At 74.2% G+C, this 26,992-nt stretch carries 22 protein-coding genes; 8 read left to right on the top strand and 14 right to left on the bottom strand.

Going from position 1 to position 26,992, the window contains the following annotated elements:
* Window positions 1–65 precede the first annotated feature (65 nt).
* The 3 genes from ACFV4F_RS18300 to ACFV4F_RS18290 form a co-directional block, all read right to left on the bottom strand.
* Entirely contained in the window at window positions 66–2,369 is a 2,304-nt protein-coding gene (locus ACFV4F_RS18300) for a glycosyl hydrolase family 18 protein (protein ID WP_380503618.1), read from the bottom strand.
* A 306-nt stretch (window positions 2,370–2,675) separates the two neighbouring features.
* A complete protein-coding gene (locus ACFV4F_RS18295; protein ID WP_380445636.1) occupies window positions 2,676–3,083 on the bottom strand; it encodes a RidA family protein in 408 nt (135 codons plus the stop codon).
* A gap of 114 nt (window positions 3,084–3,197) precedes the next feature.
* Complete coding sequence (locus ACFV4F_RS18290; protein ID WP_380503615.1) at window positions 3,198–4,046, bottom strand: ATP-grasp domain-containing protein; 849 nt, start codon at window positions 4,044–4,046, stop codon at window positions 3,198–3,200.
* 289 nt (window positions 4,047–4,335) lie between these two features.
* Here ACFV4F_RS18290 and ACFV4F_RS18285 point away from each other — a divergent pair, with 289 nt between their 5' ends.
* Window positions 4,336–5,109 (top strand): enoyl-CoA hydratase family protein, encoded by a 774-nt coding sequence (locus ACFV4F_RS18285; protein WP_380445634.1) that lies wholly within the window; start codon window positions 4,336–4,338, stop codon window positions 5,107–5,109.
* A 69-nt stretch (window positions 5,110–5,178) separates the two neighbouring features.
* Here ACFV4F_RS18285 and ACFV4F_RS18280 read toward each other — a convergent pair whose 3' ends face one another.
* Entirely contained in the window at window positions 5,179–5,973 is a 795-nt protein-coding gene (locus ACFV4F_RS18280) for a maleylpyruvate isomerase family mycothiol-dependent enzyme (protein WP_380503612.1), read from the bottom strand.
* Window positions 5,974–6,231: 258 nt separating this feature from the next.
* Between ACFV4F_RS18280 and ACFV4F_RS18275 the strand changes: the two genes are divergently transcribed.
* Window positions 6,232–6,987, top strand: coding sequence for an acyltransferase (locus ACFV4F_RS18275; RefSeq protein ID WP_380445632.1), 756 nt, complete (start codon window positions 6,232–6,234; stop codon window positions 6,985–6,987).
* A 32-nt stretch (window positions 6,988–7,019) separates the two neighbouring features.
* On the opposite strand, the gene ACFV4F_RS18270 is transcribed toward ACFV4F_RS18275, so the two are convergent.
* Window positions 7,020–7,673, bottom strand: a complete 654-nt coding sequence (locus ACFV4F_RS18270) for a HutD family protein (RefSeq protein WP_380503609.1) — start codon at window positions 7,671–7,673, stop codon at window positions 7,020–7,022.
* A 129-nt stretch (window positions 7,674–7,802) separates the two neighbouring features.
* Entirely contained in the window at window positions 7,803–9,029 is a 1,227-nt protein-coding gene (locus ACFV4F_RS18265; protein ID WP_380503606.1) for an MFS transporter, read from the bottom strand.
* A gap of 17 nt (window positions 9,030–9,046) precedes the next feature.
* On the opposite strand from ACFV4F_RS18265, the gene ACFV4F_RS18260 reads away from it, so the two are divergent.
* Both ACFV4F_RS18260 and ACFV4F_RS18255 read left to right on the top strand, forming a co-directional pair.
* Window positions 9,047–10,324, top strand: coding sequence for an ROK family protein (locus ACFV4F_RS18260; RefSeq protein ID WP_380503603.1), 1,278 nt, complete (start codon window positions 9,047–9,049; stop codon window positions 10,322–10,324).
* A 167-nt stretch (window positions 10,325–10,491) separates the two neighbouring features.
* Window positions 10,492–11,646: a PLP-dependent cysteine synthase family protein gene (locus ACFV4F_RS18255; protein WP_380503600.1), complete on the top strand. Its 1,155-nt coding sequence runs from the start codon at window positions 10,492–10,494 to the stop codon at window positions 11,644–11,646.
* 107 nt (window positions 11,647–11,753) lie between these two features.
* On the opposite strand, the gene ACFV4F_RS18250 is transcribed toward ACFV4F_RS18255, so the two are convergent.
* The 6 genes from ACFV4F_RS18250 to ACFV4F_RS18225 form a co-directional block, all read right to left on the bottom strand.
* Window positions 11,754–12,950: a hypothetical protein gene (locus ACFV4F_RS18250; protein WP_380503597.1), complete on the bottom strand. Its 1,197-nt coding sequence runs from the start codon at window positions 12,948–12,950 to the stop codon at window positions 11,754–11,756.
* Between the two features lie 74 nt (window positions 12,951–13,024).
* Window positions 13,025–15,487, bottom strand: coding sequence for a right-handed parallel beta-helix repeat-containing protein (locus ACFV4F_RS18245; protein ID WP_380503595.1), 2,463 nt, complete (start codon window positions 15,485–15,487; stop codon window positions 13,025–13,027).
* Between the two features lie 280 nt (window positions 15,488–15,767).
* A complete protein-coding gene (locus tag ACFV4F_RS18240) occupies window positions 15,768–16,661 on the bottom strand; it encodes an MOSC domain-containing protein (RefSeq protein ID WP_380445624.1) in 894 nt (297 codons plus the stop codon).
* A 325-nt stretch (window positions 16,662–16,986) separates the two neighbouring features.
* Complete coding sequence (locus ACFV4F_RS18235) at window positions 16,987–17,781, bottom strand: DUF6643 family protein (protein ID WP_380503592.1); 795 nt, start codon at window positions 17,779–17,781, stop codon at window positions 16,987–16,989.
* 436 nt (window positions 17,782–18,217) lie between these two features.
* On the bottom strand, window positions 18,218–18,667 hold the full coding sequence (gene mscL / locus ACFV4F_RS18230) for a large conductance mechanosensitive channel protein MscL (protein WP_380503589.1): 450 nt from the start codon (window positions 18,665–18,667) through the stop codon (window positions 18,218–18,220).
* Window positions 18,668–18,985: 318 nt separating this feature from the next.
* Complete coding sequence (locus tag ACFV4F_RS18225) at window positions 18,986–20,122, bottom strand: glycosyltransferase family 4 protein (RefSeq protein WP_380503586.1); 1,137 nt, start codon at window positions 20,120–20,122, stop codon at window positions 18,986–18,988.
* A 335-nt stretch (window positions 20,123–20,457) separates the two neighbouring features.
* Here ACFV4F_RS18225 and ACFV4F_RS18220 point away from each other — a divergent pair, with 335 nt between their 5' ends.
* The 3 genes from ACFV4F_RS18220 (at window position 20,458) to ACFV4F_RS18210 (ending at window position 23,775) form a co-directional block, all read left to right on the top strand.
* A complete protein-coding gene (locus tag ACFV4F_RS18220) occupies window positions 20,458–21,867 on the top strand; it encodes a glycosyltransferase family 4 protein (protein ID WP_380503583.1) in 1,410 nt (469 codons plus the stop codon).
* Window positions 21,868–22,053: 186 nt separating this feature from the next.
* Complete coding sequence (locus ACFV4F_RS18215; protein WP_380503580.1) at window positions 22,054–22,800, top strand: thiol:disulfide interchange protein DsbA/DsbL; 747 nt, start codon at window positions 22,054–22,056, stop codon at window positions 22,798–22,800.
* Between the two features lie 99 nt (window positions 22,801–22,899).
* Window positions 22,900–23,775 carry an alpha/beta fold hydrolase gene (locus tag ACFV4F_RS18210; RefSeq protein ID WP_380445616.1) on the top strand — a complete coding sequence of 292 codons (876 nt, stop codon included), beginning with the start codon at window positions 22,900–22,902 and terminating at the stop codon, window positions 23,773–23,775.
* Window positions 23,776–23,793: 18 nt separating this feature from the next.
* Here ACFV4F_RS18210 and ACFV4F_RS18205 read toward each other — a convergent pair whose 3' ends face one another.
* Together ACFV4F_RS18205 and ACFV4F_RS18200 are read right to left on the bottom strand one after the other, a co-directional pair.
* Window positions 23,794–24,540 (bottom strand): SAM-dependent methyltransferase, encoded by a 747-nt coding sequence (locus tag ACFV4F_RS18205; protein ID WP_380503577.1) that lies wholly within the window; start codon window positions 24,538–24,540, stop codon window positions 23,794–23,796.
* Between the two features lie 341 nt (window positions 24,541–24,881).
* Window positions 24,882–26,033: a glycosyltransferase gene (locus ACFV4F_RS18200; RefSeq protein ID WP_359970735.1), complete on the bottom strand. Its 1,152-nt coding sequence runs from the start codon at window positions 26,031–26,033 to the stop codon at window positions 24,882–24,884.
* A 57-nt stretch (window positions 26,034–26,090) separates the two neighbouring features.
* Here ACFV4F_RS18200 and ACFV4F_RS18195 point away from each other — a divergent pair, with 57 nt between their 5' ends.
* Window positions 26,091–26,867 (top strand): glutamate racemase, encoded by a 777-nt coding sequence (locus ACFV4F_RS18195; RefSeq protein ID WP_380503574.1) that lies wholly within the window; start codon window positions 26,091–26,093, stop codon window positions 26,865–26,867.
* The last annotated feature ends 125 nt before the right edge of the window (window positions 26,868–26,992 follow it).

Genomic DNA, 26,992 nt, shown 5'->3' with positions numbered 1-26,992 from the left:
GGACATGGAAGTGCCGGGGCCTGGCGAGGCGGTTCCCTCGCGGCCCCGGCAGGGTGCCGGCCCGGCTACTGGAGGCCGGTGTCGATCGCGGACATCAGGGTGCCGGTCGGGGTGTCGCCGGACATCTCCCAGATCATGCCGCCCAGGAGGTTCTTGGACTTGAGGTAGGCCGTCTTCCCGGCGATCGACCAGGCGTCGTCGAACGTCCACCACTGGCCGCCGGCGCCCGTGTAGCCGTAGGTCGCGACGGCCTGCGGGTCGTGGTGGACGGTCAGGTCCGGGACGCTGGTGATGAGGTTGCCGTACCCGCGGGTGCCGGCCTCCTCCGCGAACTGGCCCGGCGCCGCCCCGTTCGCGGACTGCCAGGCGCCGGACGCGCCGCCGTCGGCCACGCCCTGCCAGCCGCGGCCGTAGAACGGGAAGCCGATGGTGAGCTTGCGCGGGTTGACGCCGGCCCCGAGGTAGGCCTGGACCGCCGCGTCCACGCTGAAGTGGAACGGGTACGGGTCCTTGGGGTCGGCGTTGAGGTTGGCCTGGTGGCCGGTGCGGTTGGGCTCCCACGAGTTGTCGCTGCCGGAGCCGTGGAAGTCGTAGCCCTGGACGTTGGCGATGTCGAGGGAGTCGAAGATCTTCGTGAGGTCCCAGCCCGCGCCGATCTTCGCCGGGTCGGCCGGGGTGAAGGCGGTGAGCAGCCGGTGCGGGCCGCCCAGCGCGTCGAGCTGCTTGCGGAACTCGGCCAGCAGCAGGGTCAGGTTCGTCTTGTCGTCGGCGCTCCAGTGGTTGCCCGCGTGGCCGTCGCCGGAGCCGGGCCACTCCCAGTCGAGGTCGATGCCGTCGAAGATCCCGGCCGCCGTGCCGGGGCCGCCCGCGCCGTTGTAGGCGGGCAGGTTGCCCTTGATCCACACGTCGATGCAGGACCGGACGAACTTCTGCCGGGAGGCGTCGCTCGCGGCGACGTCCGAGAAGAACGTGGAGTACGTCCAGCCGCCGAGCGAGACGACCACCTTCAGGTTCGGGTACTTGGCCTTGAGCTTCTTCAACTGGTTGAAGTTGCCGCGGAGTTTGCCCCAGCCGTCGTCGGCGACGCCGTCCACCGACTGGTCGGCGCTCATCGGGCGGGCGTAGTCGGCGTCGGCGTCGCCCGCGCCCGTCCCCTGGCCGGGGTCCTGGGGGTTGGACGTGGTGCCCTTGGTGACGCCGGCCAGGCAGGTCAGGTTGGTCGGATCGATGTTCTCGAAGGCGTAGTTGACCACGTCGAGCTTGGCTGCACTGCCGGAGGTGTCGAGGTTCTTGACGAAGTACTGGCGGCCGTAGATGCCCCACTGGACGAAGTAGCCGACGCGGGCGTACTTCCCGGCACCGACCAGGTCGGAGGTGGTGACGGCGAGCGGTGCGGACGCGGGCGAGGAGACGTCGCCCGGATTGCGGGCCTTGACGGTGAACGTGTAGGCGGTGGACGGGGAGAGGCCGCCGACGGTGGCCGTGAGCGTGCTCCCGCCGACCGTCACCGCGAGGGCGCCCCCCTGGTAGACGTCGTACGCGGCGACGCGGACGCCGTCGGTCGAGGCGTTCCAGGCGAGCGTGACGTCGGACGAACTCACCGCGGTGGCGCGGAGGTTGGCAGGTGTCGTGGGCGGATTCGGGTCGGTCGACGGGTCGAAGGTGGCGGCGGTGACGGGCGCGCTCGGCCCGCTCGTGTTGCCGCGGGTGTCCTTGGCGCGGACGGTGAGCGTGTACGTGGTGGCCGGGGTGAGGCCCGTGACCACGGCACTGGTGGCGGTGCCGGAGCCGACGACGGTGGCGCCGTTCAGCACGTCGTACGAGGCGACCGGGAAGTCCCCGGCGGTCGCGGCCGGCCAGCCGAGCGTGAGCGTGTGCGCCGTCGACTCGGTGACCGACGGCGTACCGGGCGCGGACGGCGGGACATCGGCGCTGCCGTCGCACTTGTCGCCGTTGACACGACAGTTGAGGGGCGTGGCGACAGGGCCGCTGCCCACGAACCAGAAGCTGTACGGCTCGGTGGTGCCGTGCGCGGGGACGGTCGCGTTGTAGAACGCGTTGGTGGCCGTGACGTGCCGGCCGTTCACGGTGGCCGTGCCGTTGTAGGTGTTGCCGATGGTGACACCGGCCGGGAGGTCGAACTCCAGCGTCCAGCCGGTGACGGCGGCCGCGTTGTCGTTGTGGACGACGTATGTGCCCTGCCACCACGAGCCGTTGTCGGCGGTGGTGAAGACGGCGGTCAGCCTGCCCGTGGCCTGGGCCGGGGTGGCCAGCGCGGTGAGCGCGGCCAGGGGGAGGAGCAGGACGGAGAGCAGCGCGAGCAGCCTGCTGCGCACGCGTGGGCGCCCCGCCCGGGATCGAGCGGACATGGTTCTCCCTGTGTCTGTGGGGGTTGGACAGGGTGGAGTAGAACCGGTGCTGGTGATCCGTGTGCGATCGGTGCCCGCGCCGTGGGGGCGGGGCATGGGCACTGTAGGAGGACTGGACCAATGCGTCAACAGGTCTGAACCACTGGGGAGTTGGTTGGTGGACGGCGCCGCGGGTGGGGGCGGGCGAGTGGGGGCGGACCTCGCCAAGGTTCCCGCCGTCCGGTGGGCGCGGGCGGCGGGAACCAGGGGTGTGTCGGGGGCTTGGTGGGCGGGAACCCAGGGGTGTGTCGGGGGCTTGGTGGCGGCCTACTCCTGGACGAGGGCGAACGCCTCGATCTCGATCAGCACCTCGGGCAGGAACAGCGCCGCGACCTGCACCGCGGAGCTGGCCGGCGGGTTGGCGGTGTTCACGTGCTCGTCGCGGGCCTCGCGGATGGCGGGCAGGTAGGCGATGTCGGTGACGAAGATGGTGAACTTCACGACGTCGTCGAAGCCGGCGCCGGCCGCGGCCAGGCAGCGGCGCAGGTTCTCGAACACCTGGCGCGCCTGCGCCTTCGGGTCGCCCACGCCGACGAGGTTGCGGTGCTCGTCGAAGGCCACCTGGCCGGAGACCTGGACCAGGCGGCCGGTGCCGGTGACGACCTGGGTGTAGCCGGTGCCGGGGGCGACGCCGGGCGGCTCGGTGATGTGGGTGAGGTGCTGGTTGGTGGTCATGCGGGCCATCGTGGCGCATGGCGGGACGCTGCCGCACGCGCCTTTCGCCTTTCCTCGGAGGAGCGTGACGTACGGGCGGGCGGGGCGGCTGCGGGACGCGCGACCCGCCAGGGATCAGCGCACGATCTCGGGCAGGTCGCGCAGGAACGGGCGGTCGGCGGCGGGGAGTTGCGCGAGCGGTCCGGCGGCGCGCAGCACGACGTCCAGGACGCCGTCCGGGTCGGCGGCGTAACCACCGCTGGCCCAGGCCGCGTTGGCCTCGACCACGGCCCAACCTCTGTCCGTCGGGCCGACGTCCACCACGGCGGCGCTGGGCAGACCGGGCCCGTCGGCGGCGAGGACGTCGGCGGCGAACGCGAGGACCTCGCCCGCGTCCGCGCCGAGCGGCGCGACGCTCAGCTCCCCGTCCACCGCGTACCGGGAGGCGGCCCGGACGGTGCCGTCCAGGACGAACAGCCGGTACTCGCGCCGGAACCGCACCACCTCGCTCACCTGCACCGGCGTGTCGCCGTCCAGCACCTCGGGCCCGGGCAGCGCGGCACCGTCCTCGTAGACGCGGGCGGCGAACACCTTGTCCGCCGGCGGCTTGACGAACGCGGGACCGCGCAGCTCCCGCGCCTCGGCCAGCGTCGTGCAGGACACCCGGCGCCCGGTCAGCTCGCGCGGCAGGTCGCCGAGCCAGGTGGCGGACGGCTCCAGGAGCGCGAGCCCGAGCGCCCGTCCGACGGCGTCGCCGAACAGCGGCCCGCCGTACACGTGCACGGGTGCCGTCGAACCGAGCAGTTCCCCCGGCGCCTGCCAGGACGTCGCCGTGAACGCGCGCAGGCCGCGGCGGCCGGCGGCGGTGCGCAGCTGGAGGCCGGTCTCGTTGATCCGGGGCGCGAGGAGCAGGACGGCGCCGGCGGCCCCGGTCCCGGGCGTGGCACCGGGCGGCGTGGATGCGGGGGCGTTCATGGTGCTCATGGCGTCGATGGTGCCGCCGGCGGTGTGGCGCCCACCACCGGTTTTCCGCCCATTGCGTCCCCGGTGGCTCTGGCCGAGGGGCCGGTGGGCGTGCCAGAGTCGTGGGGGGGGGGGGGGGGGGGGCCGGGGGGGGCCCGCCCGCGCCCCCCGGCGCCCGCCCGCCGCCCCGCCCCCGCCCCCCGCGCCGGGGGGCGGGGGGGCGGGCCCTCCGCGGGGGGGCGCCGGCGGGGGCCCCCGGGGGGGGCGCCCGCGGTCCGACCCACCCTCAGCCGGAAAGCAGGCCCCGCCGATGACCAGCGAAGCGCCGTTCGTCCACGTCACCACCGCCGACGCCGTCACCACCTTGACCCTCGACTCGCCGCACAACCGCAACGCGCTCTCCACCCGCCTGATGGCCGAGCTGCACGCCGGCCTGGCGCTCGCCGCGGCCGACCCGGACGTCCGGGCGGTGGTGCTCGGGCACACCGGCAAGGTGTTCTGCGCGGGCGCGGACCTGTCCGAGGCCACCGGCGCCGACCCGACGGTCGGCCCGCGCGGCCTGGTCGAGCTCCAGCGGGCGATCGTGGACTGCGCGAAGCCGGTGATCGCCGTGATCGACGGGCACGTGCGGGCCGGCGGCCTCGGCCTGGTCGGCGCGGCCGACCTCGCCGTCGCCGGACCGGCCGCCACCTTCGCGTTCACCGAGGTCCGGCTCGGCCTCGCGCCCGCCGTCATCTCCCTGCCGCTGCGCCCCAAGCTCGACCCGCGCGCCGCCTCCCGCTACTACCTCACCGGCGAGGTCTTCGACGCCGCCGAGGCCGCGCGGATCGGGCTGATCACCCGCGCCACGGCGTCCGCCGAGGACACCGGCACCGCGCTGAAGGAGCTGCTGGACGCGCTGCGCCAGGGCTCGCCGCAGGGGCTCGCGGAGTCCAAGCGGCTGGCGAACGCCGAGGTCGTGCGCTCCTTCGAGCGTGACGCGGACGAGCTGGTGGAGCTGTCGGCGCGGCTGTTCGGCTCGGCGGAGGCGCAGGAGGGGATGCGGGCGTTCCTGGAGAAGCGGCCCGCGCGCTGGGTGCGCTGACGCGGCGGGCCGTCCCCCCGTTCTCCCGATCTCCCGTTATCCGGTTCTTTTGTGCGGCCGGACCGGTTCTCAGCCGATGCCGGCCGTCTCGCGCCACAGGCGCAGCAGGTCCTCGTCCCCGGTGTACGTGGTGGCTCCGGAGTGGTCGGCCGGGAGACGGTTCCAGAGCAGCGGGTAGAGCTCGTGGGCCGGGCCGGCGATGGTCAGGTCCGCGGGCTCGGCCGGGGCTCCCGGTTCGCCCGGGCCGTTCGGCGCGTCCGCGGTGGCGGTCACCACCGGCTCCTGGCTGATCGTCACCCGCCAGGCGCCGGGGCCGTCGGTGGCCCGGACCAGGACGGTGCGGGGCTCCTCGCTGCGCAGCTTCGAGCGCGGGCGGACGAGGAACCCGCGCAGCAGCTCGTCGACGCCGTCCAGCGCGAGCGCGGCGTCCGCCCGCGGGCCCTCGGTGCCGGCCGCCGCGTCGGCGTCGAGGCGGTGGATGGCCGTCTCGTGCGCCTGGCGGCGGGCCCAGAACGCCAGCGGGCTGGGCGCGGGGAGGAAGAACCAGCAGTCGACGTCGGCGGGCGCGGCCACCAGGGTGTCCACCAGGGCGGCGTGGCCCTCGCGGTACCAGTCGAGCAGCGCAGCGTCGGACGGCATCGGGCCGACCGGCTCGCTCCCGCCGTCCAGGTCGAGCGGTTCCCGCAGGCCCCGGGCGGGGTGGGCGGCGGCCCAGCGGTGGACCGTGCCGATGTGCCGCAGGAGGTCGGCGACCTGCCAGTCCGGGCAGGTCGGGACGGGGGCGGTGAGGCCGGCGCGGGCGGCGGCGTCGGCCAGCAGGGCGCCTTCGAGGCGCAGGGCGTCGATGTGCTCGGAGATGTCCATGGTCCGGAGTGTTCCACGGCGGGCGGACATCGGGTCGGGGTGATCGGGGGCGGAGGTGCGTGCGGGCTGCGGGGGTTGAGGGTCGACGCGGGTGTGGGGCGTGCGTGCGGTGGGTGCGGGTGCGGGTGCGGGTGTGGGTGTGGGTGTGGGGCGTACGTGCGGCGGGTGTGGGTCGGGGTGCGGGGGTGGCGTGTGGGCCGGGTGTGATGTTGGCCGCCCGGCGGCCGGACGGACCCTACGGGCCGGTAACGTGAGCGCATGCCGAAAACCCGTTCCCTCGTCTCCGCCGTCCGGGCCGGCGGCCGGCGTGCAGCCGGACGCCTCGTGCACCGGGGCTGGCGCTGGGTGCAGCGGACCGGCGCGGTCAGCAACCAGAACCCGGGCCCCTACCGCTTCGGCGAGTTGGGGGACGGGACGACGCTCGCGTTCCCGCTCGGGGCGGTGTTCAACGAGCAGTGGATCACGATCGGACCGTTCTCGATCATCGGCGAACGGGTCACCATCAGCGCAGGCTTCCTGCCCGGCCTCGACCTCGGGCCCGATCCGATCGTGCGGATCGGCGGCGGCTGCGTGATAGGCCGCGACAGCCACATCGTCGGGCACCAGTCGATCGTCCTCGGCGACGACGTGTGGACCGGGCCCGGCGTCTACATCTCCGACCAGGCGCACGAGTACCGCGCCACCGACCTGCCGATCGGCAAGCAGTGGCCGCGCAACGAACCCGTCGAGATCGGCTCGGGCAGCTGGATCGGCACCGGCGCGGTGATCCTGCCGGGCGCCCGGATCGGCCGGAACGTGGTCGTGGCCGCGGGCGCGGTGGTGCGCGGCGAGGTGCCCGACCACAGCGTCGTCGCGGGCGCGCCGGCCAAGGTCGTGCGGCGCTGGACGCCCGAGGACGGCTGGCAGCCGCCGCTGCGCCACGAGCCGCCGCAGCCGGTGCCGGACGGTGTGACGGCGGAACAGCTGCGTGCCCTGGTGGGGTGGGACCTGCGCCTGCCGGGTGAGTCGGCCTGAGGGTGGGGCCGGGCGCCTGACGTCCGGCGCCGTCAGGCGGCGGGGCGGAAGGTGATGACGGCGGTGACGCCGTCGGGCCGGAGCCGGAGCGGGCCGGGGTGCCGGAGCAGGGCGGCGTCGTACCGGGCGAGGTCGGTGGCGTCGTCGGTGGCGTCAGCGGTGGCGGTGGCGGTCGCGGTGGTTGTGTCGGTCGCGGTGTCGACTGAGGCATCGGTCGAGGCGTCGATGGTGGTGGAGCCGGCGAGGCAGACCACGAGGACGGAGCCGCCCGGCGGCACGTCGGCGGATGCGGGCGCGGTCACGAGGGCGACCTCGGCGGTGACCCTTCCGCGACGGGTCATCACGTTGAAGTCGACCACCGGGCCGGCGAGCAGGCGGCAGTCCGTGCTGGCGTCGCCGGGGAAGGCGAAGGGCCGGTAGGGCGCGTCGATCCGGTGCTCGGCTCCGTCGACCGTGAGCACCATGCCGGGGCCCTCGACCAGGGTGATCACCCGGTCGATGCCGGGGAACGGGGAGAACGGACCGGCGGTGGCGACGTCCGCCAGGCTGACCCGCCACTCGAAGCCGTCCAGCGCGGCCCCGGCGGGGAAGCCGGCGACCTCCCGGGTCACCCCGCCCCCGTTGAGCCATGCCGTGGCCGGGCGCTCGCTCGCCCGGAGTGTCTGGATCCGCCCGGTGGTCGTCATGGGCGGCATCATGCCACTGCGGGTGGGGGCGGGTAACGGCGGACGGGCGACGGTGAACAGATGACAGAAAACAGATAACAGAAAACAGATGTTGAAATCTGTCAGCTGTTATCTGTCCGCCGTCCGCCGTCAGCGCCGCCGCACCGTCAGCGGCAGGAGCGCCCCTGCCGCCGCCGCGACCGCCACGGTGGTGAGTGCGAGCGGGAGGCCGGCCGCGTCGGCGAGGAAGCCGATGACCACCGGCCCGATCAGCATCCCGCCGTACCCGAGCGTCGACGCGAGCGCGACGCCCTGCGGCCCGCCGGCCGAACCCGCCCGGGCGATGGCGAGCGGGAACAGGTTGGCCAGGCCCAGGCCGACCAGGACGAACCCGCCGATGGCGAGCGGCACCGACGGTGCGAGCGCCGCGACCAGCATGCCGGCCGCCGCGGTCAGGCCGCCCAGGGGCATCAGCCGGGTCTGCCCGAGCCTGATGGACAGCCAGGTGCCGCCGACCCGCCCGCTGGTCATCGCGAACGCGTACGCCGCGTAGCCCGCGGCGGCCGTTCCGGCGCTCGCGTGCACGTCGTCGGTGAGGTGGAGCGTCGTCCAGTCGGCGATCGCGCCCTCCCCGTACGCGGTGCACAGGGCGGTGAGGCCGAGCAGGACGACGATCAGCCCGGCGCGCGGGCCGGCGCCACCGGTCTCGTCCGCGCTGCTCCCGCCCGCGACCTGCGGGGCGTCCGGGCTGCGCAGCAGGACGACGCCCGCCGCCGCCGTGATCACGAGGCCGAGCAGCCCGCCGAGGGCGAGCGTCCAGGAGGCGCTGAGGGTGCCGGCGAGGAGTCCGCCGACGCCCGCGCCGACCAGGCCGCCGAGGCTGTACCCGGCGTGGAAGCTGGGCATGACGGGCCGCCGGAGCTGTGCGACCAGGTCGACGGCCGCGCTGTTCATGGCGACGTTCGCGCCGCCGTATCCCGCGCCGAACAGCAGCAGGACACCGCCGAGCGCGGCCACCGAGTGCGTGTGTGCGGGCAGCGGCACGGCGAGGCTGAGCAGGGCGAGCGAGCCGACGGTGACCGGCCGCGAGCCGTACCGCAGGCAGAGCCGGCCGACCACCGGCATGGTGAGGACGGCGCCGATCGACAGGCAGAGCAGGGCGAGTCCGAGGGCGCTGTGCGAGGCGTTGACCTGGCTGCGGACGTCCGGGATCCGGACCACCCAGGTGGCGAAGAGGAAGCCGTCGACGGCGAAGAACGCGGTCAGTGCGAGGCGCGCCGGACTCCAGGGGCTGTCCGTTCGCGGGGGTGTGCTGCGAGACTGGTGGGAGTTCCGGTCGGTGGGGGCAGAGGCACGGATTTTGTTTCGAAGCGGCACAAAGTCACAATAGGGTCGTGCAGCTCTCATCATCAAGTCCGAAAGCGGGCCCAGGGACCGACTCCGAGGCGCAGCGCGACGCCCACCGCCGTGCCGCCCCCGATCGCGGTCGGACGCTGCTCGGCCCCGCGCTCTCGCTCATCCACACCGGTCAGACACCGACCCGTTCCGCGCTCACCCGGGCGCTGGACGTCACGCGCGCGACCGCCGGCGCCGTCACGGCCGAGCTGGAGGCGCTGGGCCTGATCACGGTCGACTCCCGTCCTGCGGGTGGCGGGCGCGGGCGCCCGTCGCACCGGCTCGCGATCGACCCGCAGGGCCCGGTGGTGATCGCGGGGCAGATCCACACGGACGGGCTGAGCGTCACGCTGGCCGGGCTCGGCGGGCTGCTGGACCCGCCGGTCCACCTGCCGCTGCCCGCCGCGACCGACCCGGTCCGGATGCTGCGCGCCGTCGCCCAGGCGGGCGCCGAGCTCGCCCGCTCCACCGGCCGCCGCTGCCTCGGCGCGGCGCTCGCGCTGCCCAACCCGGTCACCGAGCCGGACGGCACCGCGCTTGCCGCCCTGCACTTCGCCTGGCCGAGCGGCACGCCCGTGGCGGACCTGTACGACGTCGAGGTCGGCCGCGCCGACCACGGCCCGCACGCGCTCGACCCGCTGCCCACCGCCATCGCCAACGACGCCAACCTCGCCGCGCTCGCCGAGTACCGCCACGGCGCCGGGCGGGGTGCCCGTCACCTGCTCCTGGTCACGTCCGGGCACAGCGGCGTCGGTGGTGCGCTGGTCATCGACGGGCGGCTGCACACCGGCAGCGCCGGGCTCGCGCTGGAGGTCGGCCACCTCACGGTGGATCCGCAGGGCCGGCCCTGCGTGTGCGGCAACCGCGGGTGCCTCAACGCGGAGACGGACCCCGACGCGCTGCTCGCCGCCGCCGGGCTCACCCCCGTACCGGGGCGCGCGGTGCTCGACCAGGCGCGTGACCTGTGCCGGGCCGCGGCGACCGACGAGCGCGCGCGGGCCGCGGTCGAGCACGTCATCGACCGGCTCGGGCTCGGGCTGGCCGGCGTCGCCAACATCCTCAACCCGGACCGCGTCGTGCTCAGCGGTCTCCACCTCGACCTGCTGGAGGCGGCGCCCGAGCGGCTGCGCGCGGTCGTCGCCCAGCGTTGTCTGTGGGGGCGCAGCGGACGGGTGCCGATCGTCGGCGCCGAGCTGGCGGACAGCGCACTCGCCGGTGCGGCGGAACTGGCGTGGCGGCCGTACCTGGCGGACCCGCAGTCGGTGCAGGTGGGCTGACAGCGGTCCCACGGGCCGGCGGCTCGGGTGGCTGGTCGGGGCATGGGGGCCGAGGCAGGGAGAGCCGGGCAGAGATAAGCGGAAGCTGGCGATCCGAAAAACGTTACTTATTGTGACTGTCATACACTCGTAGTGAGCAGAGGGGGGTCAAGACGAGGAGAGTGACCATGAGCACCGAGCTGGGCGCCGAACTGGGCAGCGCGCCGGGCGGCGGACGCGGCATCGAGCCGACCGTCGACGTCGACCGCTCCGACGCGGACTACCGGGCCTGGCTCAAGGAGGCGGTGCGCAAGGTCCAGGCCGATGCCAACCGCTCCGCCGACACCCACCTGCTGCGCTTCCCGCTGCCGACCGAGTGGGGGATCGACCTGTACCTCAAGGACGAGTCCACCCACCCGACCGGCTCGCTGAAGCACCGCCTCGCCCGCTCGCTCTTCCTCTACGGGCTCTGCAACGGCTGGATCCGCCCGGGCAAGCCGGTGATCGAGGCGTCCAGCGGTTCCACGGCCGTCTCCGAGGCGTACTTCGCGCAGCTCGTCGGGGTGCCGTTCATCGCGGTGATGGCCAAGAGCACCAGTCAGGCCAAGATCGACCTGATCGAGTTCCACGGCGGCGAGTGCCACCTGGTGGAGCGCTCGGACGAGGTGTACGCGGCGTCCGCGAGGCTCGCGGAGGAGACCGGTGGCCACTACATGGACCAGTTCACCTACGCCGAGCGCGCCACCGACTGGCGCGGCAACAACAACATCGCCGAGTCGGTCTTCGCCCAGCTGCAGCTGGAGCCGCACCCGGAGCCGGCCTGGGTCGTCGCGACCGCGGGGACGGGCGGCACCTCGGCGACCATCGCCCGCTACGTCCACTACATGCAGTACGACACCCGGATCTGCGTCGCGGACCCGGAGAACTCCTGCTTCTTCGACGGCTGGGTGGACCACGACCCGGACGCGGTGTGCGCGAGCGGTTCGCGGATCGAGGGCATCGGGCGGCCCCGGATGGAGCCGAGCTTCGTGCCCGGCGCGATCGACCGGATGATGAAGGTGCCGGACGCGGCCTCGATCGCGGCGGTGCGGGTGCTGGAGCAGGTGTTCGGGAAGAAGGCGGGGGCCTCCACCGGGACGGGGCTGTGGAGCGCACTGAAGATCGTCGCCGAGATGCGGGCGGCCGGTCGGCATGGCAGCGTCGTCAGCCTGATCTGCGACCCGGGCGACCGTTACCTGGACAAGTACTACTCCGACGACTGGCTGGCCGGCGAGCGGATCGACATCGCGCCGTACCGGGCAGCCCTGGAGTCGTTCCTGGCGGGCGGGGCCTGGGCGGGGTGACGGGGTAGGACGAACAGCTGACAGCTGACAGATAACAGATTTCGAAATCTGTTATCTGTCAGCTGTTATCTGTCAGCTGTCGTGCTTCCGCGAGTTCCTCCCCGCTTCTACCGCCACTCAGGGAAGTGGGCGTTCCAGCCGGCCGAGGTGAGGCTGTCCGGCGCCGGCACCTTGGTCGGTGCGGCCGGAGGTGTGGCCTGCGCGGTGTTCGCGAGGTAGACGGACACCTGCGGGGATCCCGGCTCGCTGGAGGCGAAGAGGAAGCGGTGGCTGTCGGGCGAGATCAACAGCCCGTGGTTCTCGTGGTCGTTGGCGGGCAGCAGGTTCTGGCCCGGAGTCGTCGCGTCCGGAGCGGCGGTGTAGAGGTTGCGGGCGTCCTGGCTGTCGCAGAGCAGCGTGTCGGGTCCGGTCCAGCCGACCGGGTCGCAGACCGCGGGCTTCCCCTTCTTCTCCTCGCTCATGCCGTTGACCGTGGGCCCCACCGACGCGGAGTCGAAGAGCGTGGCACCGACGGTCATCCGGCGGCCGTCGGGGGAGTCGAACCGGCTGCGGCCCAGTGCCACGGGCCCCTTGCCGGACGGCGGCGGGATCACGAAGGGCTCGGTGCCGGACTCGCCGTGCCAGTGGTCCACCAGTGCGTGGTCCCCGCTCACCGAACGGCTGCCCAGGTGCGTCTCGCTCGCGCTCCCGTCGCTGCTGGTCGCCTCGTAGGTGAACCACATCGTCGAACCGTCGGCGGAGAACGCGGCGTCCGTCTCCCGCGGCGTCATCCCGAAGCCCCCGTCGCCCGTCAGGTCGGTGAACTTCCGTGACCGGTCGACGTAGCCGACGTGCCGCGATTCACCTCCCGCGTTGATCGCGACGGCCATCCGCGTGTAGTCACGGTCGAACAGCGCCCGGATGCTGGAGGCTTCACCGGCGACCTGGTACGGCGAGTGCTGCTCGCACAGTTCGTGCGTCACGTTGGTCATCACGGTGGGGGCCGGCAGGACGAAGAGGGCCTCGGCCAGCGGATGCCAGTCCCGCGTGTCCCAGCCGGTGACCTGGACCGCGCCACCGCTGGAGTTCTTGGTGCAGACGGCGGTCACCACCATGTTCGTCTTCTTCGAGAAGTCGCCGCTTCCCGCACCCGAGTTGCCCGTGTCACCCGCTCCGCCCGCGGTTCCCGCACTGGTCGCGGCGGGCGGGGCCGGCCGGCCGTTCCCGCCCTGGGTGCCCAGGGCCGGGTTGTTCCCGGACGAGCAGCCCGCAACTCCGGCCAGTACCAACAGGATCGAGGCGGCTATTCGCCTGCCGTGTGTCATCGTGTTTCCCCCGTCGCCGACTGTCGTGCCGTCCGGCAGTATGACGTACATGGGGCAAGAAACGTGACGAAATGTCAGGATGCGCGGGCTGCCGGAAGATCGGCCGGGACGAGGATCTGGAGCTCCTCGGTCGACGGGTCGGCCAGCTGGGCGACGCGCATCGCGTGCCGTTCGACCATCGTCTCGAAGACTTGCCGGGCGGTGCGCCCGTTGCCGAAGTTGGGGCCGCGCTCGATCGTGGCGAAGTGGTGCAGCAGCGCGTCCTCGGTGGCCTCGGTGAGGGCGTACTCGTGCTCGGCGCACTGGGCGCGGGCGATGTCGAGGAGTTCGTCCGCCGAGTAGTCGGCGAAGCTGATGGTGCGTGAGAAGCGGGACGAGACACCGGGGTTGGCGGAGAGGAAGCGTTCCATCTCGGCGGTGTAGCCGGCGACGATGACGACGACCTCGTCCCGGTGGTCCTCCATGAGCTTGACCAGGGTGTCGATCGCCTCCCGGCCGAAGTCGCGGGCGCCGTCCTCGGGGGCGAGCGCGTACGCCTCGTCGATGAAGAGGACGCCGCCGCGCGCGCGGTCGAAGGCGGCGGCGGTGCGGATCGCGGTGGAGCCGATGTGTTCGCCGACGAGGTCGACGCGGGCGACCTCGACGAGGTGTCCGCGCTGGAGCACGCCGAGGGAGGCGAGGATCTCGCCGTAGAGGCGGGCGACGGTGGTCTTGCCGGTGCCGGGGGCGCCGGTGAAGACGAGGTGCCGGCGCAGCGAGGGGGCCTTGAGCCCGGCCTGGCGGCGGCGCCGGCCGACCGAGATCAGGTCGATGAGGGTGCGCACCTCCTCCTTCACGGTGGCGAGGCCGACGAGCGCGTCGAGTTCGGCGAGGGCTTCGTCGGCGGGCCGGCAGTCGGGGATCGGCGCGATCCCGGGCATGGCGGTGGGCGGGGCCAACGCCGCTACGGCGGTGGTCAGTTGGGCGGAGCGCGGTGCGGGTAGGTCCGTTGCGCCGGCGGCCGGTCCGAAGGCGGACCCGGGGGCCGTCCCGAAGGCGGCCCCCGGCGCCGCGCCCGCGGCCGGCCCGACGTCGTCGGAGGTGCAGCCCTCGGCGACCGGCCCCGGTTCGGAGAACTCGAAGCCGGCCCGCTCGTTCTGTTCAGCCCGGCAGCGCAGGAGTTGGCTCCGGCAGCCGTCGATGATGTGGAAGCCGAAGCCCTTGCCGTGCGAGACCCGGCAGTCCTCGAAGGTGCCGCGTCCCTGGGCCGAGACGTACACCCCGGCGTCGGTGCTGGCGCGGACGGTGCAGTCGCGCAGCACCGGGTCGGCGCCCTTGGTGACGATGACGCCGGTGGCGACGTCGGAGATCTCGCAGTCGGTGAGGATGCCGCCGCTGCCGTGGTCGCGGAACCACAGTCCGGTGCCGGCCTCCTGGACCCGGCAGGCGGTCAGTGTCACCTTGGCGCCGCCGCTGACGGAGACCGCCGAGCTGCGGATCCGGCTGAACGAGCAGCGGTCGGCGGTGGCGGCGGAGTCGCGGTCGAGGACGAACAGCGCGTCGGGCAGGTCGTGCAGGGCGCAGTCGGTGAGGGTGAGCCGGGCGCCGTCGCTGACCCACAGCGCCGGGTACTCGCCGGTGGAGCCGTGGATCTGGCTGGACTCGGCGACGGCCTCGGTGCCCTGGTCCCAGACGGAGAGCGCGCCGCGCCCGAAGTCGCGGACGGTGCTGTGGGAGAGGGTGAGCCGGGCGCGGCCGCGCAGGTCGGCGCCGTTCTCGGGCAGGTCGTGGACGCGGCAGCCGGTGAGGGTGAGTTCGGCCTCGCCGTCGAGGGTCAGGCCGTTGCCGGTGACGCGGTGGATCTCGCAGTCGACGAGCCGGCCGCCGGCGTGGGCCTCGGCTTGGACGCCGCTGCCGCGGATCTCGTAGATCTCGCAGCCGGTCAGTTCGGCGGCGCTGCCGGGGTCGGAAAGCAGGACGCCGGCGCCGGCGGTGTGGTGGACGCGGCAGCGTTCGAGGGCGGCGGTGGCGCCGCCGAGGACGGCGAGTCCGGCCTGGGCGGCGGCGGCGACCTCGCAGTCCTCGAACGCGGCGGCGGTGCCTTCGCCGCGCAGCCGCAGGCCGAGGCCGCCGGGGTTGGCGACGACGCAGCCGCGCAGGGTGGGGCGGGCGCCGCCGGTGATCTCGAACCCGCTGGCGGAGCGGCTCTCCACGCGGCAGCCGCTGAAGGAGGGGGCGGCCTCGGGGCCGGTGACGAGGACGGCGGGGACGGAGGTGTCGCCGCCCTCGACGACGAGGTCGCGGACGGTGGCCGAGGCGGTGACGGTCAGTGGCACGCCGGAGGGCGGGTCGATGCGGACGGTGCCGGGGCCCTGCGCCGGGACGATCGTCACGGGCTTGTCGAGCAGCACGTTCTCGCGGAAGGTGCCGGGGCGGACGGTCACGGTGTCGCCCGGTTCGGCGGCGGCGAGGGCCTCCGCGAGCGTGTCGTACTCGCCGGCGCGGCGTCGCCAGCGGGATGCGCTGTCCTGGGTGACCCGGACCCTGTGCTCAGCCATGACGGTCTGTCGTCCCCACCTTCGTCGAGCCGGCGATCATCGGGCCGTGCGCGCTGCGGTGCGCGGGCCGTCCGCCCACCGTAGCGCGCTCGCGGGGGTGCTACGGCCGGTGCCCGGCCGGTGCCCGCGATCGTGCGGGCACCGGCGGATCCCGTCTTCGCCACATGTTCCGCCCACCGGTTTCAACGAGCGCACACACTCCTGGTTCCGGAGTGGGAGTTGCGCGGTGGGGGCGGTGGGTCGCGTGGTGCGCGCGGGAGCGCGTGCGGCGGTGCTCAGCTCAGGCGCGGGAGTCGACCGGCCACTGCCGGCCGTCCTCCAGGACCTCGACCTCGTCGCCGAGCCGCAGCGTGCCGAGGACGTCGCCGCCCTGTCCCGGGAGACCGGTGGAAGCCGGCCGCTCGGGGATGAGGTTCATGCCGAACGCGGCCTGCTTGCGCAGCCGGTGGTGCTTGGCGAGGGTGCGCAGCGGTTCGGGCCCGCGCCGCTCGCCGCTCTCCTGGTCGGTGGTGGTGACGACGCAGCGGCCGCAGGGCTTGACGACCCGGAAGGTCAGCTCGCCGATCCGGATCCGGCGCCAGCCGTCCTCGGCCCACGGTTCGCTGCCGTCGACCACGACGTTGGGGCGGAAACGTTCCATCGGCAGCGTCTCGTGGCCGTCGGGGTGCGCGGCGGCCACGAGTTCGTTGAGGCGGGCGAGCGAGGCGGTGGTGGCGAGCAGCAGCGGGAACCCGTCGGCCATCGAGACGGTGTCGCCGGGCTCGCCGTACTCCGGGTCGACGGGCCGGGCGTGCGGGTCGTCCAGGTGCACCAGGCGGTACTCGCCGAGGTGCTCGGCGATCCACTCGTGCGCCTCCTTGGGCGCCTCGGCGGCGCGGAAGCGGGTGCCCCAGACCTCGACCTCGGCGAGCGGGTCGCCGGCCGCGACGGTGGGGGCGGCGATCTCGATCCGGTCGCCGCCCGGGGCGGTGAGGGTGAGCGTCCCGTCCGGGCCGAGGCCGGTGCGGATCTGGCCGAGGGCGGGGTTCTCCCGCTGGCTGACGAAGCGCCCGGTGGGGTCGGCGAGCATCCAGCGGCGGTCTCCGGCGAGGCCCCAGGGTTCGACGGGGGCGCTGTCGGGGCTCACGCGGTACATGGACTTGACGGGGTAGACGTGGAGTCCGGAGAGCTGCATCCCTCCATCCTGCCAGCCGCGATCGCGCCGGTCGGATCGCCCCCCGTGCGTGCGCGCACTTCCGCGGGCGCGCCGGGCGGTCCGCGTACCCGCCAAAGCGTGCGCCCCTTCGCGCCCCTTGTGTGTGCCCCCTGAACGCGCACGGACCTCTGATGGCGCACGGACCCCTGAACGCGCACGGACCGCCCGGACGCCGTGGGGGGCGTTCCGGGCGGTCCGTGGATGACCCGTTTCTCCGTTCGCCCGGCGTTCAGGGGGCGCCGGGTGGTACTCAGGTGGTGCGGGTGCGGGCCGGGTGGGGATTCGGCCCTGGGAGGTCAGTGGCTCAGTAGCCCTGGCCCTGCGGCTGGTAGCCGTTCTGCTGGAACTGACCGGGCTCGCCGTACGGGCCCGGACGCTGCGGCTGCATCGGGCGCACCGGCGCGACCGGGGCCATGGCCGGGCGCAGCTGGCCGCCGCCGAAGGACTGGTCGCCCTGGCCGGGGAAGCCGGGGCCGGCCTGGCCCGCGCCGTTGAACGACTGCTGGCCGCCGAAGCTCTGCGGGCCGCCGTGCTGCTGGCCCGGCTGGCCGGGCCCGAACGCGCCCGGGCCGCCGATCGGCTGCGCACCGAACGACTGCTGGCCGCCCTGGCCGCCGACGAAGGTGTTCTGGCCGCCGAAGCTCTGGCCGCCGGACGGCTGGTAACCGCCGCTCGCGGTCTGGGCGAAGCCGGGTGCCGACGGCTGCGGACGCTGGTACGCCTGCTGGCCGCCGTAGCCGGGAACGGGCGGCTGGGGCGCGGAGGCGTACGCCGGCGCGGACTGTGCCGGGATGTACGCCGTGGCGGGGCTGGCGGAGGGGGCGCTGCTCGGGCCGGGACCGAGGGCGAGGCGGGCCGGCGGCAGGGCGGGGAGGTTGGAGGCGGCGCTCTCGTAGCCGGCGCCGTAGCGGTTGTCGTAGGACGGGCCGAGGCTTGATCCGTACCCGGACGACATGGCCGGCGGCAGGGCGGCCGGCACATTGATGGGGGCGATCTGCGGGACACCGCGTTCGGCGACAAGGCTGTCGTAAATCGGCGTGCCGGAGGAGAAGGACGGAGAGGGGTAGCCGACTCCGTCGTAGGAGCGGGGCGAGGTCATGGGGCATACGGTAAGCCCACAATGCGCCTGCTGAGGAGAGCGGGAGGGGGAGCAGTTCGAGTGTTTACACAGTCTTCGCTCGCACAAAGGTTTCGAAAGTAGGAAGAACGGACATACCGGCGTTCAGATCCGGACAACCTCGACACCCCGTCAGTGATCGAACAGCGCCCGGACGCACGACCTGCGGGGCCTTGTGGTGACTGGCCGGTGACGGCCCGGGTACCTGGCGGAGAAACTTTTACGGACGGGGCGTGCGCGGGCGCGTTCGAGCCCCCGCCGAGGGTGCGACGGGGGCTCGTGAATGTTTCGGGGATAAAGTCCCCGTCAGCGTGTGCGCGGGCCGACTTCTCGCCCGTGCGGCCCGACTTGTGCGAGGCCGGGCCGGGCAGTGGGCCCGGTCGGCGCGCCCGCCGGGGCGCTCAGCTGGTGTGCCTCGTCAGTGTGACTGCAGGGCCTGGGCCTGGGCCGGGAGGCCGGGGTGGCCGGTGACCTCGGAGGTGCAGAACGAGCAGCGCCGCGCCGCGGCCGGGATCGCGCTCAGGCACTCCGGGCAGTCGACCTTGGCGGCCGGCGCCGGCTTGCCCTCCTCGAACCGGGCCTGCAGCTTGCCGACCGGCACCACCACGACGAAGTAGATGACGGCGGCGACCAGGACGAAGCCGATCAGCGCGTTGACGAAGACGCCGTAGGGGAAGCGGGTGCCCGCGACGTCGAAGGTCTTCTGGGTGAAGTCGCCGACGGCGCCGGTCGCGACCCCGATGAGCGGAGTGAGGAAGGCGGTGACGAACCCGGTGACGACGGCGGTGAAGGCCGCGCCGATCACGATGCCGACCGCGAGGTCCACCACGTTTCCGCGCAGCAGGAAGCTGCGGAATCCCTTGAACACCGAGTACTCCAAATCCGTACGGGGGAGGGGGAGATGGGGTACACGGAGGCGCCCCGGCCGGACATCCTGCCGACCGGTCGGGGCTGAGGTCCAACCGCGTTCACCCGATTCGCGTAACGGGCCTCGGAGGGGAGCAGGCCGTACGCAGTCGGCGCCCGGGCGCTCCGCGTACGGGGCGATCCGGCGGGGTCGGTGTCGTCCGGTGTTGTTCGGTGTGGTGTGGTGCGGTTCGGCGGGTTCGGTCCGGTCCGGTTCGGTGCCGTTCGCGGCTGACCGGGGGGCGGCTGCGTGACCTCGTGGTCCGGGCTCCGCCCTCCCTCACACCGGTCGCACGCGCAGTGAGCGTTCGTAGAACTCGACCATCTGGGCGGACACTTGGTGCAGTGTGAACGAGGTGAGGAAGCGCGCCCGGGCCGCCGTCGCCCGCGCGCGGGCCGCCGACCGGTCCGTGAGCGTGTCGGCGATGGCCGCCGCGAGGTCGGCCGGCCGCTCCGGCGGGACGAGCCGGGCGTAGTCCCCGGACCCGACGGTCTCGCGCAGACCGGGCAGGTCCGTGCAGACCAGGGGCGTGCCGATGCCCATCGCCTCGATCGCCGCACCGCCCTGGCCGTCCCGCCGCGCGGGCACCGCGACCGCGTCGGCGGCGGCCATCAGATCGGCGACGTCCTCGCGCGGCCCGAGGAAACGGACGTTCCCGGCGGCGTCGGCGAGTGCGCGCAGCCGCGCCGTCTCGGGGCCCTCGGCACCCGCGAGCAACAGGACGGCCGTCGGCTCCGCGCACCGGATCACCGGCCAGGCGTCGAGCAGCACGTCCAGGCCCTTGCGGTGGTACTGGCCGGCGGCGACGAGCACGACGGGCACGTCCCCGGGCAGGGCCAGCGCCCCGCGCACGGCGGCCCGGCGCTCGGGGGTCGCGGTGCCGAGCAACTCCGGGTCCCGTCCGCGCGGGACGACGTCTATCCGCCGGCGGGGCACCCGGAGGCGTTGCGCCGTCGCCGCGGCGACGTACCGGGTGAGGGCGTGGAAGCGGCGGGTGCCCCGGGCGGTCGCGGCGTCCAGCGCCTGGGACGGGCCGAGCCCGGCCGCCCCCGCCGCGCCGGACGGCGGATCGGCCAGGCTGGTGACCACCGGCGTCCGGGCGGCCAGCGCGGCGGCGCGGGCGAGCAGGTCGGAGCGCCGGGCCCCGGCGTGGCGGGTGGTGTGGACGAGGTCGGGGCGGCGCTCGCGGATCAGCCGGTGCAGCGCGGCCGCGGTGGCGGCCCGGCCCGGGCGGCCGACGGCGAACACGGCGGCGCCCGCCTCGGTGAGCTCGGCCTGACAGCCGCCGGGCACGTCGTGGAGGTAAGCGACGTCCAAACCGACGCCCGCGCGCACCAGTTGGGGCGTCATCGCGAGCAGGGCCCGCCCGGCCGCACCGAGCCGGCTGACGTCGTCGATCACCTGAAGCACGTGCACAGGCCACCCCCGCCCTTCACCGGGTGCGTCCGTTCTCCCGTGCCGGACGCGCCCTGACTGCCGATCAGCATCGCAGGTGGCCCGCGCGGCCCGCCAGGGATTACGCGCGAGGGGAACGCCACACGGTGCCGACCGGCGCCGTGTGGCGGGGAACGGGCCGGACCGGGGTGGAACAGGGCCGAACGGTGGGGCGAACCGGGGCGCACAGCGGTCGCATCCGGCGCACGACGGCGGGCTGCCAGCGCACGCCGGGGGTATCAGCGCGGGCGCACGGACCACCACCGGGTGGTGCGAAGGGGCTGTCGCGCGCGTGACGCTGTGCCAAGGTCGTTGCCATGCCCGACGACACGTGCGATACGTCGGCCGACCCGGCCGAAACCCGTCCCCGCATCCTGCACCTGATCAGCGATTCGCGCCGCAGCGGCGCCCAGAACTTCGCCCGGGACCTCCACCACGAGATGCGCCGGCGGGGCCAGTCCTCCGCCTTGATGGCCCTCGCGCCGAACCCCGGCTCACGCTCCTCCCCGGGCTCGCGGTCGGGGCAGCGTATCGAGCAGCAGCCCGACGGCGGGCCGGACCACGGCCCCGCGGCGCGGGCGATACCGCCCGGGGCGCGTCCGCAGACGTCGCCGGCGGCCCACGAGCCCCTGGCGCCGGACCAACCGGGCGCAACGTCCACGTCCTCGTCCACGTCCTCGCCCGTGTCGCTCCCCTCGCAGTACCGGCAGTACCCGCAGTACCCGCAGCACTCGGAGCACTCGCCCTTCGCGCCTGACGCCCCCGGCGCGCGCACCGCGACCGTCCTCGGCCCCGGCCGGCTGCGTCCCTCCACGCTGCTGGCCCTGCGCTCCGCCGCCCGCGCCGCCGACGTCGTCCTCGCCCACGGCTCCGACACCCTCGCCGCCTGCGCCCTCGCCCTGGCCGGGACCCGCACGCCGTTCGTCTACGTGTCCGTCGGCCACCCCCGCTACTGGACGGGGACGGCGCTGCGCCGGGTCCGCGGCAGCACCCTCCTGCACCGGGCGGCGGCCGTCACCACGCTCACCGACGAGGCCAGGACCGTCCTGGAGGAGCACTTCCGGCTGCCCGACGGAAAGGTGCGGGTGATCCCCAACTCCCGTGCAGCCGAGAGTTATCCGCCCGCGGAGGGGAAGGACGAGCGGCGGGCCGCCCGGCACGCGCTCGGGCTGCCCGTGGACGTCCTGCTGGTGGCGTGGATCGGCGCGATTGCGCCCGAGAAGCGGCTGGACCTCGCGCTCGACGTGCTCGACCGGCTGCCGGACGTCCGCCTCGCCGTCGCCGGGGACGGCCCGCTGCGGGAGGTCCTGGCCCGGCACCCGGCCGCGGCCCGGGCCCACTTCCTCGGTGCGCTGCCCGACCCCGTTCCGCTCTACCGGGCCGCCGACGCAGTGCTGCTGACGAGTGACAGCGAGGGCGTGCCCGGCGCGCTCATCGAGGCGGCGCTGGCCGGGGTGCCGGCGGTGGCGACGGACGTGGGCTGGGTGCGGGAGGTGGTCCGGGACGGGGCGACCGGCGCGCTGGTCGCCCCGGGGGATCCGCTCGCCCTCGCGGAGGCGCTGGCCAAGGTGCTGGCCTGCAACCGAGCGGGCCTCGGCGCGGCGGCCCGGGAGCACGCGCTCGCGCACTTCGAGCTCGGCGCGGTCGTGGACGCCTGGCAGCGGCTGGTCGCCGAGGTGTGGGCGGAGAGCCGGGGGCGGGCGAGACGGGTGACGGCGAACAGATGACAGATGACAGATTTCAACATCTGTCATCTGTCATCTGTTAGTTGTCCGCCGTCGCCCGTCGCCCGTCGCCGGTCCACCGTCGCACGTCACCACCCGTACGCCCCGGTACGCCGATCGGGCGAATCGGGCCCTACCCGCCCTGCGACGACTCGCCGGTAACGAACCGTCACGGCCAGACTGCCCGATGTGAATCCTGCGAAGTCCGAGAAGCCCGAGGCGCCGGCGAAGCCCCTCAAGCCCGTCAAGCCCGTGAAGCCCGCGAAGTCGAAGGCGCTGCTGAGGTCCACCGTCCTGCTCGCGGTCGCCGCCGGGATCGCCGCGTCGCCCGTCCAGGCCGGCGCGGCCGTCCACCGCCAGCCCGCCGAGGGCGTCCAGTACGTGAAGCTCGACCACCCGCAGCCGGTGCGCGAGTCCGCCCGCACCGAGGCGGTCGAGTTCTTCTGGTACGACTGCGGCCACTCGCAGCAGCTCGAACAGCCGCTCCAGGCCTGGTCGGACAAGCACCGCTCGGACGTCGCCCTGCGGCGGATCCCCGCGATCTGGCAGGGCGGCCCGGAGGAGGCCGTGCAGCGCGGCCACGCGCGCCTGTACTACACGCTGGAGCGCCTCGGCCTGGTCGAGAGACTGCAGGTGAGCGCGTTCCGCTCGGTGCACAACGACAAGGCCGACCTCACCACCGAGGTCGCCGCCACCGACTGGGCCGCGCGCCACGGCGTCGACCCGCAGCGGTTCCGCGAGGCCTACCGGTCCGCCGAGGTGGCGCGGTCGGTCGACGACGCGGCCGCGCAGTTCGTCCGCTACGGCGTCAACGAGCTGCCCACGGTGGTCGTCCAGGGCGAGTACCGCACCTCGCCGAGCAAGGCCGGCAGCGTCGACGCGATGCCCGAGGTGCTGGACTACCTGGTCCAGCAGGAGCAGCAGCGCAAGCACTGATGCCCGGGCCCGGTCGGGCCGGTGACGTGGAGTCAGTGACATGGAATCAGTGAGCTCACCCTTGCCAACTAACCATCTCAATGCTGTTTAATGGTTAGCATGAGCGAGCTGACGATCCCGCACGTCCACCACCGCCACGTCGATCTCGACGGCCTGCGCGTCTTCTACCGCGAGACCGGCCCGGCCGACGCCCCCGTTCTCCTCCTGCTGCACGGCTTCCCGTCCGCGTCGCACCAGTACGCCCGCCTGTTCGACGCGCTCGGCACCCGCTACCGCCTGATAGCCCCCGACTACCCCGGCTTCGGCCACAGCGACAGCCCCGCGCCGGACGCCTTCCACTACCGCTTCGACACCCTCGCCGACGTCGTCGAGCGGTTCTGCCTCGCGCTCGGCCTCGACCGCTTCGCGCTGTACGTCTTCGACTTCGGCGCCCCCGTCGGGTTTCGCCTGGCGACCCGCCGGCCCGAGTGGATCACCGGTCTGGTGGTCCAGAACGGCAACGCCTACGAGGAGGGACTCTCCGACCAGGCGCGGGAGTTCATCGCCAACCGGCACGGCGTCGAGGGTGCCGGCGAACGGGCCCGCGCGATCCTCACCCTGGAGATCACCCGCGGCCAGTACGAGGGCGGCACCGGCGACCCGACCCTCGTCGCCCCCGACGGTTGGACGCTCGACCAGCACTTCCTCGACCGGCCCGGCCGCAAGGACATCCAGGTCGAACTCGCCCTGGACTACCACTCCAACGTCGAGCTCTACCCGGTCTGGCAGGAGTGGCTGCGCGCCGACCAGCCGCCGGCGCTGATCGTCTGGGGCCGCAACGACCTGTTCTTCACGGAGGCCGGCGCCCGCGCCTACCTGCGCGATCTCCCCGGCGCCGAGCTGCACGTCCTCGACACCGGGCACTTCGCGCTGGAGGAGAAGCTGCCCGAAATCGCCCCGCTGATCGACGACTTCCTCGCGCGCACCCAGAAGTGACCTGCGTGGTAGGAGGGTTCAGCCACGCCGCAGCAGGTAGGTGACGAACCCGAGCACGCCCCGGTAGCCGTGCAGCCATGCGGCGCGGTGCCGGTCGGCGGCCTCGCGGGCGGAGGCCGCGCCGGGGTCGTCCGGGTGGTCGAGCGCCCACTCGGCGAGCGTGCCCGTCCACGAGAACTCGTAGGCGTCCCACTCCTGTTGGCTGCTGACGTGCCCGTCCACCGGTGTCCAGCCCTCGGCGATCAGGCGGTCGGTGGTGGTCGCCAGGTCCGCGTAGTCGTCCCGGTCCGCGCCCAGCCCTTCCAGCGCGGCCCGGGACGGCTCGCGCTCCCAGAACGCCTCGCCGACCAGTACCCGCCCGCCCGGCGCGAGTTGATCGCGGACGGCGGCCAATGCCGGCAGCAGCCCGCCGAAAGCGTGCGTCGCACCGACGTTCAGGACCAGGTCGAACGGTTCCGCCGAGTCGAACTCCCGTGCGTCGACGTGGTGGAGGCCGATCCGTCGCACCACGCCCAGCGCGGTCGCCGTCTCCCGGGCCCGGGTCAGCGCGTCCGCGTCGAGGTCGACCCCGACCGCTCGCCACCGCGGGCGCGCGGCCAGCGCTCGGACCAGCCAGGCGCCCTCCCCGCAGCCGAGGTCCAGCATCCGGCCGGCCTCGGCGTGCCCGGTGGCGCGCTCCAGCAGTCGGGCCACCGACTCGTCCGCGAGCGGCGCGGCGACCGGGTGGCGGGCATGGGCGAGACGGGAGAGCCGTTGACGGTCCATTCGAGCAGTATGGATCCGCGACAGCCGGTCGCGCGCGGAATCACGCGCGGAATCCCAGCCGGATCCCCGCCCGGCTTCCCGCCCCGGCTCCCGCGCCGAACCACGTCAGCCCGCGCCGGTCCCAGAGCCGGACACCCGCCAACCCGGACACCCGCCAACCCGGACACCCGCCAACCCGGACACCCGCCAACCCGGACACCCGCCAACCCGGACACCCGCCAACCCGGACACCCACCAACCCGGACACCCACCAACCCGGACACCCACCAACCCGGACACCCACCAACCCGGACACCCACCAACCCGGACACCCACCAACCCGCCAACCCGGAGCCCGGGTGTCAGGCCTGCTGCGAGTACGTCCGGCCCTTCCAGGCCGCTCCCCGCCCGCGCCAGTGCTGGACGGCCGAGTCCACCGTCATCAGCAGGTACATCGCCGCCGTGAACGGGAGCAGCAGCACGGCCGGAGCCGGCTGCCCGTAGTACCGGACCATCGGCAGGTACGTGCCGGCCATCAGCGCCCACGCCGCCCCGCCCGCCACGGCGACCGCCGGAGCCCCCGCGAGCAGGCCGGTCACCGTCGCCACCGGCGGGACCAGGTACACCAGCGCCAGCCCGAGCACCGTCCCGAGCAGGAGCAGCGGCGAGTGCCGCAGCTGGGCGTACGCGCTCCGCGAGACCATCCGCCACAGCTGCTCCAGTCGTGGGTACGGCCGGACGCTGTCGACCTCCCCGGCGAGGCCGAGCCAGGTCCGCCCGCCCGTCGCCTTCACCGCGCGGGCCAGCGACACGTCGTCGATCACCGCGCCCCGGATCGCGGCCACGCCGCCCGCCCGTTCCAGCGCCTCCCGCCGCACCAGCGAGCAGCCGCCCGCCGCGGCCGCCGTCCGTCCGCCGGGGCGGTTGCTCCGGCGGAACGGGTACAGCTGTGCGAAGAAGTACACGAACGCGGGCACGATGAGCCGTTCCCAGCCGGTCTGGACCCGCAGCCGGGCCATCTGGGACACGAGGTCCAGCCCGTTGCTCTCGGCCGCGGCCACCAGCTCGGCGAGCGAGTCCGGGCCGTGCGCGATGTCCGCGTCCGTCAGGAGGAGGTACTCCGCGTCCGGGCCGGCCAGTTCGACGCCGTGCCGCAGCGCCCACAGCTTGCCCGTCCAGCCGGGCGGCAACGGGGGAGGGGTGGTGACGGTCAGTTCCAGGCCGTCCATCGTCCGCAGCTCCGCGGCGAGGGCGCCGGTGCCGTCGGAGCTGTGGTCGTCCACCAGGATCACCCGCGCGCGCCCCGGGTACTTCTGCGCCAGCAGCGTCGGCAGGCTGACCGGCAGCACCCGCGCCTCGTCCCGGGCCGGCACCACGACGGCCGCCTGCGGCCAGCGCGCCGGGGGCCGGCGCGGCGGGAGCCGCACGTCGGTGCGCCAGAAGGACCCGTGGCAGCACGCCAGCCAGAGCCAGACCAGCAGGGAGGACGCGGCGATCCACAGCAGGACGGTCACTCCGGCAGTCTGCCGCAGAACGGGCCCGGAAGGGGGGATCGACTAAAGTCTCGTCCCGTGAAGATCGCACTGATGGACTCCGGAATCGGCCTGCTGGCCGCCGCCGCCGCGCTGCGGAAGCTGCGCCCGGACGTCGACCTCGTGCTGTCGTCGAACCCCGCGTCGATGCCGTGGGGCCCGCACACGCCCGAAGAGATCACCGAGCTCGCGCTCGGCTGCGCCCGGGCCGCGGCGGCGCTCGGGCCGGACGCGCTCGTGATCGCCTGCAACACCGCCTCCGTCCACGCGCTCGCCACCCTGCGGGCCGAGCTCGAACCGGAGCTGCCCGTCATCGGCACCGTCCCGGCCATCAAGCCCGCGGCGGCGCTCGGCGGGCCGGTCGCCATCTGGGCGACCCCGGCCACCACGGGCAGCGCCTACCAGCGCGGCCTGATCCGCGACTTCGGGGGCACGGCGGACGTGACGGAGGTCGCCTGCCCGGGGCTGGCGGACGCGGTCGAGCACGGCGACGACGACGCGATCACCGCGGCGATCGCGGACGCCGCCGCCCGGACGCCCGCCGGCACGTCGGCGATCGTCCTCGGCTGCACCCACTACGAGCTGGTCGAGGACCGCATCCGCGCGGCCGTCGCCGCCACGGTGGCCCCGGGCTTCACCTTCTACGGCTCCGCCGACGCGGTCGCGGCCCAGGCGCTGCGCCGTGTCGCGGACCCGGGCCGCATCGGGACGGGCACGACGACGGTCCTCCACGCGGGGGTCCCCACCGTCCTCCCGCCGGCCGCCGCCCTCTACGCCGAGTCGCGCGCGCTGGTGGCCCCGACCCTCGCGGTGTAGCTCCGCACGCGGGCCCGCCAGGGCCCGGGGGCCGCGGGGGGGGGGGGACGGCCGCGCAGGCAAACCGGCGCGCGGCCCCCGCCGCCGGCGCGGGCCCTCCGGGCGGGGCGAGCGGACAAAAAAAA

The sequence above is a fragment of the Kitasatospora sp. NPDC059722 genome, from assembly GCF_042733235.1.
GTDB lineage: Bacteria > Actinomycetota > Actinomycetes > Streptomycetales > Streptomycetaceae > Kitasatospora.
The sequence above is the reverse complement of the archived record's forward strand: the minus strand, read 5'-3'. Positions and strand labels throughout refer to the sequence as shown.